This window comes from Reyranella sp. (assembly GCF_004297265.1).
Lineage (GTDB): Bacteria > Pseudomonadota > Alphaproteobacteria > Reyranellales > Reyranellaceae > Reyranella.
Window position 1 is genome coordinate 52004 of record NZ_SCUT01000062.1, and the last position, 17813, is coordinate 69816.

Below are 17813 nucleotides of genomic sequence, written 5' to 3' on the forward strand. Positions count from 1 at the left end.
CTTAGGCAATCCCGGTCAGCAGCACCAAGCCGTAGCCGACATAGTAGAGACCCAGCACGGTGATGAGCCGTCCGGCCCAGGAGCGGAACTGGGCATCCGACAGACGTTCGAGGATCGTCTTGCCGAGCGACGTGCCCAGCATCGAGGCGCCGACCGCCATGACCAGCACCCAGGGCTCGACCGACCCGGCCTGCTCGATGAGGGCGCCGAAATAGAGGAGCTTCGAGCCGTGGCCGAACACCTGGCACGAGGCCTTGGTGGCCACGATCTGCCGGCGATTCAGGGGCGAGCGCAGGAAGAGCTGGTCGACCAGCGGGCCGGTCACGCCGGTCAGCAGCATCAGCGCCATGCAGGCCACACCGCCGCCCAGCGCCTGGACGGGTCCCAGCGTCGCGGGCATCCACCGCGTCGGGACGATGCGCAGCACGAAGGGCGAGAGGCCGAGCATCAGCAGCGCGACGGCCTTGTCCGGGACGTAGAGAGTCAGCGACCAGATGCCGACCGCAATGAAGCAGCCCAGCACGTAGAAGGCGGTGATGCGCCACTGGATGTGATGCCGCCACAAGAGCGCCCGCCAGCCGTTCGACGCCATCTGCGTCACGGCATGCAGCACCATGGCCACGGGAAGCGGCAGCAGGAAGAGCAGCACGCCGATCAGCACCATGCCGCCCGCCATCCCGAAGATGCCGGACAGGAAGGCGGTGAACACCATCAGGAGGCCGAGCCCCAGGGCCATCGATATCGTCATCTCAACCCTCGCCGATCCGACGGCCTCCTCATGCTGAGGAGCCGCGCAGCGGCGTCTCGAAGCATGGGCGCCCACCGGAGCCGTTGCCCACCCTTCGAGACGCGCGCCCTGCGCGCTCCTCAGGGTGAGGAAGGTCGCCTGTGTAGAGCCGGGTTATATAGTGTTCAAATATATGATAAATGCGCTTTCCATACTCTTTGGATATGCCATGGAACTGCGACACCTCCGCTATTTCGTCGCCGTGGCGCACGAGGGCCATGTCACCCGCGCGGCCGAGAAGCTGCACATGCAGCAGCCGCCGCTCAGCCAGCAGATCCGCGCGCTCGAGCAGGAGATCGGTGCACCCCTGCTGCTGCGCCATCCGCGCGGCGTCAGCCTGACCGATGCCGGCCGCTCGTTCCTGGCCGATGCCGAGGCGATCCTCGCCGCCGTCGAACGCGCGACGGTGAAGGCGCGGCGCACGGCGCGCGGCGAGACCGGCCGCATTGCCGTGGGCTTCACCACCTCCGCGCCCTTCCACCCGCTGGTGGCACGCGCCATCCGCGAATTCCGCCGCGAGCGGCCCGACATTTCCTTCGTGCTGGAGGAGAGCAGTTCGGGCGACCTGCTGGCCGCGCTGCGCGACGAGCGGCTCGACATCGCCTTCATCCGATCCGGTCTCGTCGAGCCGCAGGGGCTCCATGTGTACGAGCTGCTGCACGAGGACATGTCGGCCGCCCTGCCGGCGCGCCACCGGCTCGCACGCCGGCCGCAACTCGCCCTGAAGGACCTCGCGAGCGAGGATTTCATCCTCTATCGCCGGGCCGACGGGCGCGGCCTCTACGACGTCATCATCGCGGCCTGCAGTGCGGCGGGCTTCAGCCCCCATGTCAGCCAGGAAGCACCCCGCATCGTCTCGACCCTCAATCTCGTGGCCGCCGGCCTCGGAATCACGATCGTGCCGGCGTCGCTCAGCCGGCTGCCGCTGGAGGGTGTAACCTACCGCCCTCTCACCGGGCGGCCCGCGATCAAGGTGCCGCTCAACCTCGCCTGCCGGCGCGACGATCCCTCCGCCGCGACCCAGGCCTTCATCGAGAAGGTACGCCACCTCGCATGAAACCGGTCAAGACCATCGGCCACTCCAATCATCCGATCGAAAGCTTCGTGGCGCTCCTGAAGGCGGGCGGTGTCGAGCGGCTGGTCGACGTGCGCTCGACGCCCTGGTCGCGCCGCCATCCGCAGTTCGGCCAGAAGAACCTCGCCCGGTCGCTCGCCGAAGCCGGCATTGCCTATGTGCATGAAGGCGCCGCGCTCGGCGGCAAACCCCAGAGTGGCGGCAGCTACGACCAGCTCGCCGCGCGGTCCGAGTTCAAGGCCGCGCTCGATCGCGTGATCGACGGCGCGCAGGACACGGTGCTCTGCCTGATGTGCGCCGAGAAGGAACCGCTCGACTGTCATCGCACCGTATTGGTGTCGCGTCGTCTCGCAGAGCGCGGCGTCAAGATCGAACATCTGTTGGCCGATGGCGGCATCCGCTTCCATCATGAGGTCGAGGAAACATTGCTGGGCAAGGAAGCCGCCCCTGACCTGTTCGAGGATCGCGCCGCACGGCTTACCCGCGCCTGGCGCCGCCTCGAGACGAAATGGGGCCGCGCCGGCGAAGGGGAATGAACGAGATGGACGTCCGCAAGATCGAGACCGCGCCCGACCTGGTGTTCGACGTATCGGTCGCAGGCAATGACAGCGACACGCTGGTCTTGATGCTGCACGGCTTCGGCGTATCGCGGCATTTCTGGAAGGCGCAGGTTCCGGTCTTGGGAAAGGCCGGCTATTTCGCCGTGGCGCCCAACCAGCGCGGCTATTCGGCAGGCGCCCGCCCCGATCCGGCCAATCTCGATTCGTACCGCTTCGACAAACTTACCGGCGACGCGCTCGACCTCGCCTCGGCGGTCGGGCGCGGCGACAAGCGCTTCCATCTGGTTGGCCACGACTGGGGTGCCAGCCTCGCCTGGGCCATCGCCTTCCAGCATCCCGAGCGGCTGCGGTCCCTCACCATCCTGTCGCGGCCGCATCCCATGTCGTTCGCGCGGGCGCTGGCGATGCCCGACGGCGAGCAGAAGCGGCGCTCCGGCCATCACCAGGCATTCCTCGAACCCGATGCCGTGCCGAAGGTTCTTGCGGACGACTGCGCGTGGCTGCGCAAGCGACACGCCAAGGAAGGCGTGCCGAAGGAAGCCATCGACCTTCATCTCTCCGTCCTCGGCAACGCGCCGGCGATGGAAGCGGCACTGGCCTGGTATCGCGCCCGCGGCGAGCGAATGCCGCTCGGCCCGATCCAGGTGCCGACGCTCTACCTCTGGGGCGATGCCGACGACACGGTGGGCCGGGCCGCGGCCGAGGGCACGGGCGAGTTCATCGCCGCGCCCTATCGGTTCGAAGTGCTGCCCGGCGTCGGCCACTACGCCGCCGACCAGGTACCGGCACGCGTGAACGAACTGTTGCTGGAGCATCTCGGCCGCTACGCGGCCTGACGCTCAGGGCATGCAGTCGAGCTTGGTCAGTCGCGGCGAGAAGGTGGGCAGCGCCGTCGACGCGCCGGCGGGCCAGGGGCGCGGCCAGGCCTTGTCGGCCAGCTTCTTCTCGACCAGCGGCACCAGCAGGTTGAAGGCCGCCCAGCCGCGGATGCGCGTGCCGGCATAGGACGTGTGCACGGCATCGATGAAGAGGTCGGGGTCGAACGGGGTGTTGCCCACGAGATCGAGGAAGGCGATGCCGTGGACCGCGGCGTACTTGGCGAACAGGCGGTTCTGGAAGTTCGCCAGCCGCTCGAGGTCGCGATAGCGGTAGGGCCAGTTGGCGGCATTGAGCTGCTCGATGATGAACCGGTGGCGCACCGGATCGACGACCAGCCCGTCCTTCACCATCCAGAAGAACGAGGTGAGCGCCATGTCGGCGCCGATTGTCCCGAGGTCGGACCGGATCTGGTCGAGGTCCTTCTGGATGAGGTTCAGGTTCACCGGCAGGTTGGCGAAGTCGAGGTCCGGGTTCATCTCGTCGAGCCCTTCCGGCCAGATGACCTTGTAGTCGGGCTTGGGCCACTCGGCGCCGCTGTTGTTTCCGGCCGTCGCCCCGGCCATGGCAAACGCCGCCTGGACGCGGCCGATCAGGGCGGAGTAGCGCGCAGCCTCCTTCAGCCACTTCACGGCGGCCGGCTCCTGCGCGCTCGACGGCCGGGTCACCGGATCCCGCGGCACCTTCTCGACGATCGAGGCCGGCCGGAACTGATTGCCGCCTTCGTGGTAGACGACGAGATCTGGCCGGAGCGGCAGCACCTCGGTGCGCACGACGGCGGCGATGTCGCTGGAAATGATGCTTTCGCGGCCCGCGTTCAGGACCTCGAACCGGATGCCGAGGCCCCTGGCCCTGGACCAGACGTTCATCCAATGGCCCACATACTCCGGCCAGGAATAGGGCAGATGGTGCGCCTCGACGACGGTGGAGGAGCCGACGAACACGATGCGGACCGTCTTCTCGGGTCTCGGATTCTCGATCGGCGGTCCGCGCCAGCCGATCTGGTTGGTGGTCAGGCCGCTCGGGATCGTAACGTCGGGGAGGAAGCGGTACGGCGGCCGCGGCTGGCCGTCCGGCGCGTCGTAGAGGAAGAGCTGGCCCGGCGCATACCGCAGGAACCAGTGCCGGCAGGGATCGCCGGAGAAACTGGTGTTCCAGACCTTGAAGGCGTCGGAGGGCCGGAACCGCATGCCGCCGACGGGATTGGCCTCGACGAAGCGATAGAGGCGTTCCCAGTCCTCGGGAACGGCGCGCTTGTTGGGCAGCGGCGGCGGTCCGTCGAAGAACCAGTCGCGCTCGACTCCGGCGGCGCGCGGGACCTTGTCGACCGAATCCTGCTTCACGCTGGCCAGTCCCATCGGCTCGCCGAGCGGCGTGAGCAGGATCGGGTAGCCGTCGATGTAGCGAACGACGCCCTCGGCCACGACGGCGCTCACCGCGAGCGAAATCAGGACAAGGAGCGCGTCCTTGAGGAACCGCATTCTACTTGCAGCCCTTGCCTTCGTCCCGGCACAGGCCGTCCAGCAGCTTGTTGAGCTCGGGCACCATCATCGTGGTGAAGGCCGCCATCGCAGCGCCGTTCGGATGCGGGTCCGGAACCGTCACCCACAGGCTCGGCGGATCGAGATTCTCCACCGTCGGCAGCATGTCGAAGAACGGCACACCCAGCCCCTCGACGTCGGCCTTCACCTTGGCGGTGACCTCGGGAAAGGGATAGGGCTTCAGCTCGCGCAACTCGGGGATGTTGAACACGACGAGCCTGGCGCCCATCTCGCGCGCCGTCGTGGCGAAGCCCTGCAGGGCCTTGCGCGTCTGCTGCCAGCCGGCGGCGTCGTCCTTGTAGAGTTCGCGGTAGTAGCGCTTCCAGTCGGGCGCCTCGCCGAACTGGCGCATCAGCGAATCGAGGCGATACTTGAAGACGACCCATGCCGCCGAATGCTCGTCGAGCCACGAGGTCTGGCCATAGGTCGGCATCGGCTCGGCATCGTTGATGAAGTAGCTGAGCACGATGATGTCGGGCTTCATCTTGGCCGCGCTCTCGCGGAACAGCGTGAGTTCCTGCAGCGTGTTGTGGTTGCCGACGCCGAGATTGTAGCTGTCGACCTTGCGGCCCTCGGCGACCAGCGCGGCCGTCACGCGGGCGGCGGCAGTCTCGTTCTGCGCGACGCCCCAGCCCAGGGTCGTCGAATCGCCGGCGAAGGCGATGCGCGCCACGCCCGGCGGCGCCTTCTCGGGAATCTCAGACGACCGGAAGCCGTGGCTGTCGGTCGTCACCCCGACACCCATGAGCTGGGCCTGGGCATTGGGACGATGGCGATGCCCGAGTTCTGGATTCATGTCGCGAACCTTCACGTCGCGTGCGTAACGCCACATCTCGAGCTCGTAGAGCATGCCGGTATCGAGGAAGAGCCGGGTCATCCCCTCGAGGCAAAGAGCGCAAATGGCGGTGAGGACGACGACCAGAAGCGTATTCTTGAGAAAGTTCATAGACCTTGTCGCTCGAGCAGTTCATCCAAAAAAGCAGACGGACGTCGAAGCCCCCGGACGGGGCGCGATGGCTGGGGCGCCAGGATTCGAACCTGGGAATGGAGGAATCAAAATCCTCTGCCTTACCACTTGGCGACGCCCCAGCAGGCGCCCGTTCGGGCGGGCGGGAACATAGTGGGTTGGCGCGGGGGCGCAACCCCGGCTTCGTCAGGCCGCCTGTGCAGCCTTCTTCAGGGCCTCGCCATGAACGAAGGTTCCATCGGCATAGAGGAGCGGCAGGGCGGTTTCGTGCAGCGCGACGTCGACGATCTCGCCGATATAGATCGTGTGCGTGCCGGCCGAGAGTTCGGTGACCAGCTTGCAGTCGAACGACACGGGACACCCCTTCAGCACCGGCGCACCGGTGGTGAGCGTGGTCCACTCGCCCATGTCGTTGAAGCGCTCGTCGCCTTCGATGCCGTCCATGCCGGCGAAGCGCTCCGCCAGCTTGCGATGCTCCGGACAAAGGATGTTCACGCAGAAAAAACCGGCCTCGCCGATCGGATCGTGGGCGCTGGCCGACTTGTTGACGCAGACCAGGATCTGGGGAGGTTCGGCCGAGACCGAACAGACCGCCGTGGCGGTAAGCCCGCCGCGCTGGTCCTGAACTTTCGTGGTGATCAGGGTGACGCTCGCCGCCAGGTGGCGCATGCCCTTCTTGAAGACCGCCGCATCGATACTCATGGAATGATTCTAAGCCACGCCCGCCCGCCACCGCCACTGCAAAGACGCCGTAACAGACGTCGCCAAACAGCGATACCGGAGGGTGAAATCCGGAGAATCAGGACCGTAAGCCGTCGCCGGGATGACACAAAACCTTCACCAGACTGTCGCTCTTTAGGGTTGCCCCCTCGTCCGGCGCCGCTACGGTCGAAACGCAATGTCAGCTTCCGGGCAAAAACTCACCCCTGAAACACCTCCGGAGGCGGCTCTTCGCGCGATCGCAGCGTCATGCCGGGCCGATCTGGCGAAATACCGGGAAATCGTGCTCCAGAGCCGGCGGCCGATCGGCATCCATCAGGCCCGCGTGGCGCTGCGCCGGCTGCGGGCCGCCTTCAGCGTGTTTCGTCCTGCGGTCGATAATCCGGAGGTTCGCGCCCTCTCGGCCGAGGCCAAGTGGCTGGCCGGCGAGTGCGGTCCCGCACGGGACCTGCACGTATTCCTGACCGAAAGCGTGACCGATGTCCCCCCGGTCGTGAAACGGGTCGGCGCGCGACTGGCCGCCAGTCACCTGGAGCGGGCCCGGGCCGCTCTCGGCAGCGCCCGCTACGAAGCCTTCGACCAACGTCTCCGCGCCTTCGCCGGCGAGCCGGTCGGAGCGGAGGTCCGAGGCGGACTGCGCCTCGACGAATTCGGCCGTCACGTCCTCGATTCCCGCCACGCCAAGGTGATCCGCCGCGGCCGGTTGCTGGACAAACTGAGCGAGGAACAACTCCACCGCCTGCGCATCGGCATCAAGAAACTGCGCTATGCCGCGACTTACCTCAGCCCGGCCTTTGCCTCGCCCGCGGCCAAGCCCTATATCGAGGCAACGGTGCGCCTGCAGGGCGCGCTCGGCGCCTTGAACGATCGCACGACGGCGGCTCGCATGCTGGCCGACATCGCGACGGCCTCCCGTCCCTCCGAGGACACGGCTCTGCCGCTCAAGGTCCTCGCCAGGCAGGCGGCAAGCGGCGAGAAGCGCCGCCGCCGCAAGCTGGAGCGGACCTGGAAGGAGTTCAGGAAGGTCGAGCGCTTCTGGCGGGCGTGATTCCCGAACACAGGATGTTTCGATGAGCGACCCGCAGAACGCTGCCGAGCAGCGCATTCCCGTCACCGTGCTGACGGGCTTCCTCGGCAGCGGCAAGACCACGTTGCTGAACAAGCTGCTGCGCCGGCCCGAGCTGGCGGACACCGCCGTCATCATCAACGAGTTCGGCGAGATCGGCCTCGACCACCTCCTGGTCGAGAAATCCGACGACGAGGGCATGGTGACGCTCAACTCGGGCTGCCTGTGCTGCACCGTGCGCGGCGACCTGGTCCGCACCATGAGCGAGCTCTTTCTCAAGCGCTCGCGCGGCGAAGTCTCGCCGTTCAAGCGCATGGTGGTCGAGACCACGGGCCTCGCCGACCCCGCCCCCATCCTGCACACGCTGATGACCGACCCGCTGCTGGCCTCGCGCTACCGCCTCGACGGGGTGGTGACCACGGTCGACGGCGTGAACGGCGCGAGCACGCTCGACAATCACGAGGAGGCCGTGAAGCAGGCCGCCGTGGCCGACCGCCTGCTGCTCACCAAGGTCGACATCGCCGATGCGCCCAAGCTCGCCGACCTCAAGCACCGGCTGCAGCATCTCAATCCGGGCGCCCCTTTCCACACGGTCGCCACCGGTGAGATCGATCCCAACCAGATCCTCAATGCCGGCCTCTACAATCCCGAGACCAAGAGCGCCGACGTGAAGAAGTGGCTGCAGGCGGAAGCCTATGAGGGCGGCCATGACCACGGCCATCACCATCATCATGGTCACGACCATGGCCACGAGCACGGCCATTCCCACGACCACGCTCATGGGCACGGCGAGCAGGATCCGCACGACGTCAACCGCCACGACGACCGCATCCGTTCCTTCTGCATGACTTTCGACGAGCCGATGAGCTGGTCGACGGTGGCCGCGGCATTCGATGCGCTGGTGACCTATCGCGGACCCGACCTGCTGCGCATGAAGGGCATCCTGAACGTCAAGGACACCGACAAGCCGGTGGTGATCCACGGCGTGCAGCACGTCTTCCATCCGCCGGCCACGCTCGACGCCTGGCCGGAAGGCGACGACCGCAAGAGCCGCGTCGTGTTCATCACGCGCGACATCGGCGAGAGCACCATCCGCAAGGTCTTCGCCTCCTTCTTCGACGCCGAGAAGAAGGGCTGGGGCAACGCTGGCGAACAGGGCAAGGCGCAATGAGGCTCGCCACGATCACGCATGGCGGAGCAACCAAGGCCGCGCTCGTCAGCCCGGACGGCAAGACCTTCTGGCCGCTGCAGGAGATGCTGGGACGCGCCGTCCCTACCCTCGGCGCCGTCGTCGGCGAATTCGAAGCCATCCGGTCGAAGATAAAGCCGGCCGGCGCGGGTCTTCCGCTGTCGGTCGTGAAGGTCGAGGCGCCCATCCCGCGGCCCGCGCGCAACGTCATGTGCGTCGGCAAGAACTATCACGAGCATGCGAAGGAGTTCACGCGCAGCGGCTTCGATAGCAGCGCCAGCTCCGCGGCCGACGCGATTCCGACGGCGCCGATCATCTTCACCAAGGCACCCGAGTGCGTGATCGCCGACGGCGCCGACATCCGTTACCCCGAAGGCGTCAGCGATTCGGTGGATTACGAGGCGGAGCTCGGGCTGGTCATCGGCAAGGGCGGACGCGGCATCGCGAAGGCCGACGCCTACGACCATGTCTTCGGCTACACGATCATCAACGACGTGACGGCGCGCGACCTGCAGGGCAGGCACAAGCAGTGGTTCCTCGGCAAGTCTCTCGACACCTTCTGTCCGATGGGTCCCTGGCTGGTGACATCCGACGAGGTCGATCCGGAGAATCTCGGCGTGAAGTGCTGGGTGAACGACGAGTTGCGACAGGATGCCAACACGCGCGACCTCATCTTCGACATCCCGACCCTGATCGAAACGATCTCCGCCGGTATCACGCTGCAGCCGGGCGACGTCATCGCCACCGGCACCCCGGTCGGCGTCGGCATCGGCTTCACGCCGCCGAAGTTCCTGAAGCGCGGCGACCGCGTGACGATCGAGATCGACGGGCTGGGCCGGCTGTCGAACGGCGTGGCATAGCCGGCATTTCTGTCGTCCTGAGCGTCAGCGAAGGACCTCACGGAACGACCACAGGACTCCTTTGCCGGCGCGAGATCCTTCGCTGCGCTCAGGATGACAGGAAAGTCGTTTGCATCAGCCGCCCAGCAGGCCCATGTCGAGCTTCAGCAGGGCGATCACTCCCAGTACGGCAAAGGCTGCCGCCGCAAGCGAGCGCACGAGCTTCAAGGACACCTTGCGCGACAGCACGTCGCCGAACAGCACGGCGGGCACGTTGGCGATCATCATGCCGCACGTCGTACCGGCCGTGACCGCGACAAGATCGTTGAAGCGCGCCGAGAGCGCCACGGTCGCGATCTGGGTCTTGTCGCCGATCTCGACCAGGAAGAAGGCGATGGTCGTGGCGACGAACGCGCCGGCCGCGCCCGCGACCGTCGGGCCCTCGTCCGCCTTGTCGGGGATCAGGCACCACACGGCCATGGCGAGGAACAGGATTCCCAGGATCCAGCGCATCGCGTCCGGCCCCAGCCAGGCGGCGACGGCGGCGCCCGCCCAGGCGGCTAGCGCATGGTTGGCCAGGGTCGCGACCAGGATCCCCAGGATGATGGGAACGGGCCGGCGATAGCGGGTGGCGAGAATCATGGCCAGGAGTTGCGTCTTGTCCCCGATCTCGGCGACGGCAACGAGTCCTGTTGAAACGAGGAAGGCTTCCAAGACGAATCACATGGCGGGACCGAGCACGAACCTATGGCTCCCGATGCCGCCCGATCCCGCGGGTAAAGGCACTGGAAAGCCAAAGGTCTCGCCAAGCGCGGTCCGTTGGACCGTCGGTCGCCGGATGGGCCATGGTTCCCGAAGGACCCAAGTCTGTTGACACATCCGCCTCTGGGGTGAGGCCGGCTACTCCCCGATGACGGGATGCTGATAGCCCCCCGCCTCGACCGTCGCAAGGCACGGAACGTCGCGGGTCACCGCGAACGAATTGCAACGCAGGCTGGCGCTGCGGGCACGGTGCACTAGAGTTGGCGGACTCGTTCGAGGTACCGGATGCCGTTTCTGTCCAAGCGTCGCCTGCTCGCTCTCTCGCTGTCCGCCATGCCGCTTGCGCGCCCCGCCCTTGCGCAAAGCTGGCCCGATCGTCCCATTCGAATCGTCGTGCCGTTTCCGGCAGGCGCCGGCGTGCTCGACATCATGGCGCGACTGCTGGCGCAGCATCTCGGTCCCGCCTTCGGCCAGCCGATCGTGATCGACAACCGTCCCGGCGCCGGCGGCACGATCGGCGCCGACGTCGTCGCGAAGGCGCCGGCCGACGGCTACACCGTGCTGATGGGCAACCCGTCGCTTGTGGTGAATCCGTTCCTGATGGCGAAGATACCCTACGACCCGATGACGGACTTCATCCCGCTCACCCTGGTCAACACGGCACCGCTGCTGCTGGTCGCGCACCCCTCGCTGCCGGCCAACTCGGTGACGGAACTCATCGCGCTGGCGCGGTCCAAGCCCGCACAGCTCAACTACGGCTCGGGCGGCGTCGGCAGCACGCCGTTCCTTGCCACCGAACTCTTCCGGTCGATGGCCAACATCGACGTGACGCACGTGCCCTATCGCGGCGGCGCACCGGCGCTGGCCGACCTCGTCAGCGGGCAGCTGAGCTTCATGATCGAGAACATGCCGGGCACGCTGCCCCTGGTGAAGTCGGGCAAGCTGAAGGCGCTGGGCGTGACGATCGATCACCGGGCGGCGCTCGCACCGGAGATTCCCACCATCGCCGAGTCGGGCCTGCCGGGCTACGAAGTGGTCGGCTGGAACGGCCTGTTCGTGGTGAAGGACACGCCGTCCGCCATCGCCGGCAGGATCTACGACGAGGTCGCCAAGGCGCTCAGGAGTGCCGACGTGAAGGCGCAGATGGCGGCGCTGGGTGCCGAGCCCGGCGGCAACACGCCTGCCGAGTTCACCGCCTTCGTGCGCGCCGAGTCCGCGCGCTGGGGCAGGATCATCCAGGACAAGGGCATCAAGCCCGAATAGCGCATGCCTTACGGATGCGGGCCCCAGGGCGCCGCGTTCAACAGCTTCACTTCCTGGCTCATCACCAGGGGACGGAACTTGACCGCGAAGCCGTCCATGAAGGCGGGATCGGCGAAGACAGCGGCCCAGTGACGGCGCCGGTGGGCGTCGTCATCGAACTTCCAGAGATGGACGATCTGGTTGATCGTGCCCGTATCACCCTGGAAATAGCCGACGAGATTCTTCGCGTGGCCGCCCTTGTCGAGGGCCGGAAAACCGAACTCCTGATAGAGCTTCACGGCTTCGCCCATCTTGCCGACGTAGAGCGTGTAGGTCCTGAGTTCGTACAGTGCCATTCCGAATCTCCCCGATGTTTCCGGCCGTCAGCATGACAAGAGCCTGCATCACGATCTAGGCTGATCCCCGATGTCCAGCCCTCTTGAATCCGTCACCACGTATTTCCACGCCAAGGACGGCAACCGCCCGTTCCTGATGCGCCACGCCTTCGCCGAAGACGCCAGGCTGGAAATGGTGGTGAAGACCGACGCCATTTCCTTCCCCAGCACGGCCAGCGGATTGCCCGAGCTCGAGGAAATCCTCGTTCGACGCTTCGCGGCGGCCTTCGAGAATGTCTACACGTTCGGCCTGAGGCCGCCGACGGAGGCCGATCGACGCCATTTCACCTGCCCGTGGCTCGTCGCCATGTCGGCGAGAAGCGACGGCGCCATCCGGGTCGGCAGCGGGCTCTATGATTGGCGTTTTTCGTCCGACGCCAATTGTCTGGTCGAGAAACTGGTCATCACCATCGATGTGATGGAAATCCTCCCGGCCGGCGAACTCGCCGGCATCATGGGCTGGATCACCGCCCTGCCCTATCCCTGGTGCCGGCCCGCCGAGGTCGTGCAGGGCATGCCGCACCTCGAGAAGCTGGCGCCCGTCGAGCGCTACCTGAAGGACCTCGGCTGATTTCGTCTCTTCAAGCGCCGATCGCGTGGCGGGCCAGTTCGGTGTCGACCACGTCGTCGAAGGCGATGTCGCGCGACAGGATACCGGACGAGCGCATGGCAGCGTGCAGCCGGTCGTAACCTTCGCGGCGGATTACCGGGTCGGGTCCCCAGAGGCCCAACGTGCGATAGCGATCGATGCAGGCGGCGAACAGGTCGCGCGGAACGCTGGGAAAGAACGACTGCACCACGTCGACGATCTCGAGGGACGGCGCCGTGGCAAACCATTTCAGGGTCGCATCCATGCCGCGGATCATGCGCGCGAGGTCGTCGGCGCGGTCGCCGAGGAGGCCGCGGCGGGTCACCAGAGTCGTATAGGCGGTGAGGCCGCGATCCGCGGCGGCGTTCCAGATGGTGCCGGCGCCGGTGGAAACGAGGTTCTCGGCGTAGGGCTGGAAGACCTGCACGGCATCGACCTTGCCTTCGCGCAAGGCGGTCTCGTTCTCGCCCATGCTCTTGTCGGTGATCCGGTCGACCTTCGCGGGATCGACTCCGGCACGGCGCAGATCGTCCTGCAGGCAGACCCACGGCGTCGGCACCTCGGAAACCGTCGCGAGCTTCACCGAGAGGAGATCGGCGAATTTGAAGTCCGGGCGCGGCTTCGCCCCCACGATGAAAAAGGGATCGCGCGCCACCACGTCGCAAAAACAGACCAGATCCGAGCCCGGATCCTTGTCGCGCGCGATCATGACCCGGAGCGGCCCGCCCCACATCACGTCGACCTCCCCGGCGCGCAGCGCCCGGGCCGCCTCCAGCGGGTCGGGCGAGGGTCTCAGCTCGACCTCGACGCCGGCCCGCGTGAAGGCACCGCTGGCATGGGCGGCATAGAAGGGCGCGTAGAACAGCGCGCGGAAATTCTCGGACAGGACGATTGCCATGCACCGATCGTAACACAGCCCCATCTCCCGCCGCAGGGCGCAGCGTGCTAGGCCTTGGCCATGGCGAAATCCAAGGCTCCCGCGACGACCCCGGCGGACGGCGAGAACAAGCCGATCCGTCACCTCTACCTGATCGACGGCTCGGGCTATCTGTTCCGCGCCTATCACGCCCTGCCGCCGATGAACCGGCCCGACGGGACGCCGATCAATGCCGTGTTCGGCTTCTGCCGCATGCTGGTCGCCGATCTCCTGGACAATCCGGAGATCGACCACATCGCCATGATCCTCGACGCCGGCAGCGTCACTTTCCGCAACAAGATCTACGACAAGTACAAGGCCAACCGGCCCGATCCGCCGGAAGACCTGATCCCGCAATTCCCGCTGATCCGCGAGGCCGCGCGTGCGTTCAACGTCACGGTCTGCGAGCTCGAGGGCTACGAGGCCGATGACCTGATCGCCACCTACGCCCGCATGGCCGTCGAGGCCGGCGGCACCTGCACGATCGTCTCCTCGGACAAGGACCTGATGCAGCTGGTGCGGCCGGGCGTCGAGCTGATGGATCCGATCAAGAAGATCAAGCTCGGGCCCGAAGCGGTGTTCGAGAAGTTCGGCGTGACGCCGGACAAGGTCGTCGACGTGCAGGCGCTGGCCGGCGATTCGACCGACAACGTGCCGGGCGCGCCGGGCATCGGCATCAAGACGGCCGCCCAGCTCATCAACGAGTATGGCTCCCTCGAAACCCTGCTGGAGCGCACCAAGGAGATCAAGCAGCCCAAGCGACGCGAATCGCTGGAGAACAATGCCGAGCTGATCCGCATCTCCAAGCAGCTCGTCTCGCTGCGGGACGACGTGCCGGCGCCGGCCGATCCCGATTCCTTCGACAAGAGGAAGCCCGACCCCAACGTGCTGCTGCCGTGGCTGGAGCAGCAGGGTTTCAGGACGCTGCTGCAGCGCTTCACCGGCGAACTGGGTGCGGCCACCGCCCCCGTCACGCCGTCCTCGACGTCTGCGCCGGTGAAGAAGGCAGAGGCCACACCGTCACCTGCCGTCTCCGCGTCGAAGAAGCCCAATCGCGACTTCACGACCGCCGACTACGAGCTGATCCAGGACGCGAAGCTGCTCGACGAATGGATCGCCGAGGCGACCCGGGCCGGCACCGTGGCGTTCGACTGCGAGACCGACGGGCTCGATTCCAACAATGCCGGCCTGGTCGGCGTATCGCTCGCCCTGCTCGAAGGCCCGTGGGGCGACGTCAACTCGACGCGGCGGCGCGCCGCCTACCTGCCGCTGATGCATCGCGTTCCCGGTGGCGCCGTGCAGGGTGCGCTCGATCTGCTGGGCGACGGCGGCGACAAGGATGCCGGCAAGCTGCTCGAAGGCCAGATTCCCTTCAAGACCGCGATCGAGAAGCTGAAGCCGCTATTGGAAGATCCGGCGGTGCTGAAGGTCGGCCAGAACATCAAGTACGACATGGCGGTGTTCCGCCGGCATGGCGTCGAGATCGGCCCGGTCGACGACACGATGCTGATCTCGTTCGTCCTCGACGCCGGCAAGAACAATCACGGCATGGACGAGCTGGCCGAGCTGCACCTCGGGCAGAAGACCATCAAGTTCTCCGACGTGGCCGGCAGCGGCGCCAAGCAGGTGACCTTCGACAAGGTGCCGCTCGACAAGGCGCGCGACTACGCAGCCGAGGACGCCGACGTCACCATGCAGCTCTGGGCACGCCTGAAGCCGCGCCTGGTGCCCGAGCGCGTCACGTCGATGTACGAGACGATCGAGCGGCCGCTGATCCCGGTGCTGCTGTCGATGGAGAGCGCAGGCATCAAGGTCGACGCGCTGAAGCTCAAGGGATTGAGCGCCGACTTCGAGAAGCGGCTGGCCGAACTCGAGGGCGAGATCCACAAGATCGCCGGCCGCGAGTTCAACGTCGGCTCGCCCAAGCAGCTGGGTGAGATCCTGTTCGACGAACAGAAGCTGCCCGGCGGCAAGCGCAACAAGAACGGCTCGTGGGCGACCGACGCCTCGGTGCTGGAAGACCTCGCGGCGCAGGGCCATCCACTGCCGGTGAAGATCCTGGAGCATCGCCAGCTGGCCAAGCTCAAGGGCACCTACACCGACGCGCTGGTGCGCCAGGTCGATGCGAAGACGGGCCGCGTCCACACCTCCTATCACATGACCGGCGCCGCCACCGGCCGCCTCGCCTCGACCGACCCGAACCTGCAGAACATCCCGGTACGTAGCGAGGAAGGCCGCAAGATCCGCCAGGCCTTCATCGCCGAGAGCGGCCACAAGCTGCTCAGCGCCGATTATTCGCAGATCGAGCTGCGCCTGCTGGCGCACGTGGCCGACATTCCCGCGCTGAAGGAAGCCTTCGCGCGCGGCGACGACATCCACGCGATCACCGCGAGCGAGATGTTCGGCGTGCCGGTGAAGGGCATGGACCCGCTGATGCGCCGCCGCGCCAAGGCGATCAATTTCGGGATCATCTACGGCATCTCGGCCTTCGGCCTCGCCAACCAGCTCGGCATCGGCCAGCAGGAGGCCAAGGAGTACATTGCCAAATACTTCCAGCGCTATCCCGGCATCCGCGACTACATGGAGCGGACCAAGGACTTCGCGCGCAAGCATGGCTACGTGCTGACGCCGTTCGGCCGCAAGATCCACCTGCGCTACATCCACGACAAGAGCCAGGGCATGCGCGCCTTCGCCGAACGTGCCGCAATCAACGCCCCGCTGCAGGGCGGCGGCGCCGACATCATCAAGCGCGCGATGATCCGACTTCCCGGCGCCCTCTCGGCCGCGAAGCTCAAGGCGAGGATGCTGCTGCAGGTCCACGACGAACTCCTGTTCGAGGTGCCCGAGAAGGAACTCGACAAGACGAAGGACGTGACCCGCAAAGTCATGGAAAGCGCCGCCTCGCTCACGGTGCCGCTGGTGGTCGACACCGGCGTCGGCGACAACTGGGCGGCAGCGCACTAGGAGGAGAGCAATGCGCGCGACGCTGACGGCTCTGGCTTGTCTTCTTGCGATGCCAGTCCACGCAGGGTCTGACATTGTGATCGAGGATAGGCCCTGTTGCGAAGAGCAACGCGAGATCGCGTCCCATTCGCCTGAGGCGGAAGTAATCGCCTCGATACCAGAGCAAGCTTTTCGTTCAGGTAGCGTCCTGTGGCTGAAGCTCGAGGGCAATCGATCGGCGCGGATGATCGATTGCATTGCCTATGCCTGCTATGTCGATAGTTCGCGCCGGCACGAGCTGGTGGCATGGTGGCCGAAGCACCGCCAGTACGTGATCGATGTTGGACTCTACGAAGGACGCCAAGCTTTTCTCATCTCAGAACGAGACGGCCGCCGGACCTCGGTGTTCGCACCACCTGTTCTATCGCCCTCCGGTCGCTACGCCGTCGCGGCCGACCTGTCGCCAGGCCACGGCAATGGCTTGCAGATCATCGACATGGACACCAATCCTCCAACGGTTCTTGCCGTAAAATCGATGCCCGCCTGTCCCGGGGCCAAGCCGCAATTGTGGTTACGACCGGATCCACGTTGGCTCGACGATACACGCATCATTTTCGAAGGGTCTCTCGATCCGATCCTGTTCGACCCCGACGTCAAGCACATCCTGCGCATCGTCGACGGGAAGCCGGAATGGGAATGTTGAACTCAAGGAGAATGATCCGATGAAGATCTGGGGCCGTGCCAATTCGATCAATGTGATGAAGGTGCTGTGGTGTGCCGACGAGTGCGGGCTCACCTACGAGCGCGAGGATGTCGGCGGGGCGTTCGGCGGCAACGACCAGAAATGGTACCTCGACATGAACCCGAATGGCGTCGTGCCGACCATCGACGAGGGCGGGCGCATCATCTGGGAGAGCAATTCGGCAGTACGCTATCTCGCGGCCAAATATGCCGCGGGTAGCCTATGGCCGACGGAGCCGGGCCTGCGCAGCGAGGCCGACCGCTGGATGGACTGGCAGCTCAGCACCATCGCCGAGCCGATGCGCCTCGCCTTCTGGGGCCTGATCCGCACGCCGCCGGAGAAGCGCGACATGGCGGCGATCGGCAAAGCCGCCGCGGAGGCCGGCAAGCTGTTCGGCCGGCTCGACGGCTGGCTTGAAGGCCGGCGCTACGTCGCGGGCGACCAGTTCACGATGGGCGACATTCCGGTCGGCTGCTTCGTCCACCGCTGGTATGCGCTGGAGATCGAGCGGCCAGACCTGAAGAACGTCCGGGCATGGTACGAGCGGCTCACGACGCGCCCGGCCTATGCCCGGCACGTCATGATCAAGCTGACCTGAGCGTCG

18 protein-coding genes, 1 tRNA gene and 1 riboswitch are annotated in these 17813 nt (G+C 66.3%); of the genes, 11 read left to right on the forward strand and 8 right to left on the reverse strand.

The window, feature by feature from the left end:
• Position 1: 1 nt before the first annotated feature.
• Positions 2-748: a sulfite exporter TauE/SafE family protein gene (locus tag EPO41_RS28085; protein ID WP_296332535.1), complete on the reverse strand. Its 747-nt coding sequence runs from the start codon at positions 746-748 to the stop codon at positions 2-4.
• Between the two features lie 208 nt (positions 749-956).
• On the opposite strand from EPO41_RS28085, the gene EPO41_RS28090 reads away from it, so the two are divergent.
• Genes EPO41_RS28090 through EPO41_RS28100 form a run of 3 tightly spaced genes read left to right on the forward strand, consistent with a single transcriptional unit; the run spans position 957 to position 3258 of the window.
• Positions 957-1844 (forward strand): LysR family transcriptional regulator, encoded by an 888-nt coding sequence (locus EPO41_RS28090; RefSeq protein WP_296332537.1) that lies wholly within the window; start codon positions 957-959, stop codon positions 1842-1844.
• Positions 1841-2398, forward strand: coding sequence for a DUF488 domain-containing protein (locus EPO41_RS28095; protein WP_296332539.1), 558 nt, complete (start codon positions 1841-1843; stop codon positions 2396-2398). Before EPO41_RS28090 ends, EPO41_RS28095 begins: the two co-directional genes overlap by 4 nt.
• The gene (locus EPO41_RS28100; protein ID WP_296332540.1) at positions 2395-3258 is read left to right on the forward strand and encodes an alpha/beta hydrolase; all 864 of its coding nucleotides are present in this window, start codon (positions 2395-2397) and stop codon (positions 3256-3258) included. Before EPO41_RS28095 ends, EPO41_RS28100 begins: the two co-directional genes overlap by 4 nt.
• Positions 3259-3261: 3 nt before the next feature.
• On the opposite strand, the gene EPO41_RS28105 is transcribed toward EPO41_RS28100, so the two are convergent.
• From EPO41_RS28105 to EPO41_RS28120, 4 genes are all read right to left on the reverse strand, one after another.
• Positions 3262-4779: a hypothetical protein gene (locus tag EPO41_RS28105; RefSeq protein WP_296332541.1), complete on the reverse strand. Its 1518-nt coding sequence runs from the start codon at positions 4777-4779 to the stop codon at positions 3262-3264.
• Position 4780: 1 nt separating this feature from the next.
• Positions 4781-5716: an SGNH/GDSL hydrolase family protein gene (locus EPO41_RS28110; protein WP_296332542.1), complete on the reverse strand. Its 936-nt coding sequence runs from the start codon at positions 5714-5716 to the stop codon at positions 4781-4783.
• A 137-nt stretch (positions 5717-5853) separates the two neighbouring features.
• Positions 5854-5928: transfer RNA gene (locus EPO41_RS28115), tRNA-Gln, on the reverse strand.
• Between the two features lie 64 nt (positions 5929-5992).
• Complete coding sequence (locus EPO41_RS28120) at positions 5993-6508, reverse strand: flavin reductase family protein (protein WP_296332543.1); 516 nt, start codon at positions 6506-6508, stop codon at positions 5993-5995.
• 196 nt (positions 6509-6704) lie between these two features.
• On the opposite strand from EPO41_RS28120, the gene EPO41_RS28125 reads away from it, so the two are divergent.
• From EPO41_RS28125 to EPO41_RS28135, 3 genes are read left to right on the forward strand one after another with little or no spacing between them, the layout of a single operon-like run.
• Complete coding sequence (locus tag EPO41_RS28125; RefSeq protein WP_296332544.1) at positions 6705-7574, forward strand: CHAD domain-containing protein; 870 nt, start codon at positions 6705-6707, stop codon at positions 7572-7574.
• A gap of 22 nt (positions 7575-7596) precedes the next feature.
• Positions 7597-8763 carry a GTP-binding protein gene (locus tag EPO41_RS28130; RefSeq protein ID WP_296332546.1) on the forward strand — a complete coding sequence of 389 codons (1167 nt, stop codon included), beginning with the start codon at positions 7597-7599 and terminating at the stop codon, positions 8761-8763.
• The gene (locus EPO41_RS28135) at positions 8760-9641 is read left to right on the forward strand and encodes a fumarylacetoacetate hydrolase family protein (protein ID WP_296332548.1); all 882 of its coding nucleotides are present in this window, start codon (positions 8760-8762) and stop codon (positions 9639-9641) included. The genes EPO41_RS28130 and EPO41_RS28135 overlap by 4 nt, the downstream gene beginning before the upstream one ends.
• 114 nt (positions 9642-9755) lie before the next feature.
• Here EPO41_RS28135 and EPO41_RS28140 read toward each other — a convergent pair whose 3' ends face one another.
• Entirely contained in the window at positions 9756-10334 is a 579-nt protein-coding gene (locus EPO41_RS28140; RefSeq protein WP_296332551.1) for a TMEM165/GDT1 family protein, read from the reverse strand.
• A 64-nt stretch (positions 10335-10398) separates the two neighbouring features.
• Positions 10399-10541: riboswitch (yybP-ykoY riboswitch) on the reverse strand.
• 126 nt (positions 10542-10667) lie between these two features.
• Between EPO41_RS28140 and EPO41_RS28145 the strand changes: the two genes are divergently transcribed.
• On the forward strand, positions 10668-11645 hold the full coding sequence (locus tag EPO41_RS28145) for a tripartite tricarboxylate transporter substrate binding protein (RefSeq protein ID WP_296332553.1): 978 nt from the start codon (positions 10668-10670) through the stop codon (positions 11643-11645).
• 8 nt (positions 11646-11653) lie between these two features.
• Here EPO41_RS28145 and EPO41_RS28150 read toward each other — a convergent pair whose 3' ends face one another.
• Entirely contained in the window at positions 11654-11980 is a 327-nt protein-coding gene (locus tag EPO41_RS28150; protein ID WP_296332555.1) for an NIPSNAP family protein, read from the reverse strand.
• Between the two features lie 70 nt (positions 11981-12050).
• On the opposite strand from EPO41_RS28150, the gene EPO41_RS28155 reads away from it, so the two are divergent.
• On the forward strand, positions 12051-12590 hold the full coding sequence (locus EPO41_RS28155; RefSeq protein WP_296332557.1) for a hypothetical protein: 540 nt from the start codon (positions 12051-12053) through the stop codon (positions 12588-12590).
• A gap of 10 nt (positions 12591-12600) precedes the next feature.
• On the opposite strand, the gene EPO41_RS28160 is transcribed toward EPO41_RS28155, so the two are convergent.
• Positions 12601-13506: an ABC transporter substrate-binding protein gene (locus EPO41_RS28160; protein ID WP_296332559.1), complete on the reverse strand. Its 906-nt coding sequence runs from the start codon at positions 13504-13506 to the stop codon at positions 12601-12603.
• A 60-nt stretch (positions 13507-13566) separates the two neighbouring features.
• Between EPO41_RS28160 and polA the strand changes: the two genes are divergently transcribed.
• The 3 genes from polA to EPO41_RS28175 are packed head-to-tail and all read left to right on the forward strand — an operon-like array spanning position 13567 to position 17807.
• Complete coding sequence (gene polA / locus EPO41_RS28165) at positions 13567-16488, forward strand: DNA polymerase I (RefSeq protein ID WP_296332561.1); 2922 nt, start codon at positions 13567-13569, stop codon at positions 16486-16488.
• Between the two features lie 10 nt (positions 16489-16498).
• Complete coding sequence (locus tag EPO41_RS28170; RefSeq protein ID WP_296332564.1) at positions 16499-17170, forward strand: hypothetical protein; 672 nt, start codon at positions 16499-16501, stop codon at positions 17168-17170.
• A gap of 19 nt (positions 17171-17189) precedes the next feature.
• A complete protein-coding gene (locus EPO41_RS28175) occupies positions 17190-17807 on the forward strand; it encodes a glutathione S-transferase (RefSeq protein WP_296332566.1) in 618 nt (205 codons plus the stop codon).
• Positions 17808-17813: the final 6 nt, after the last annotated feature.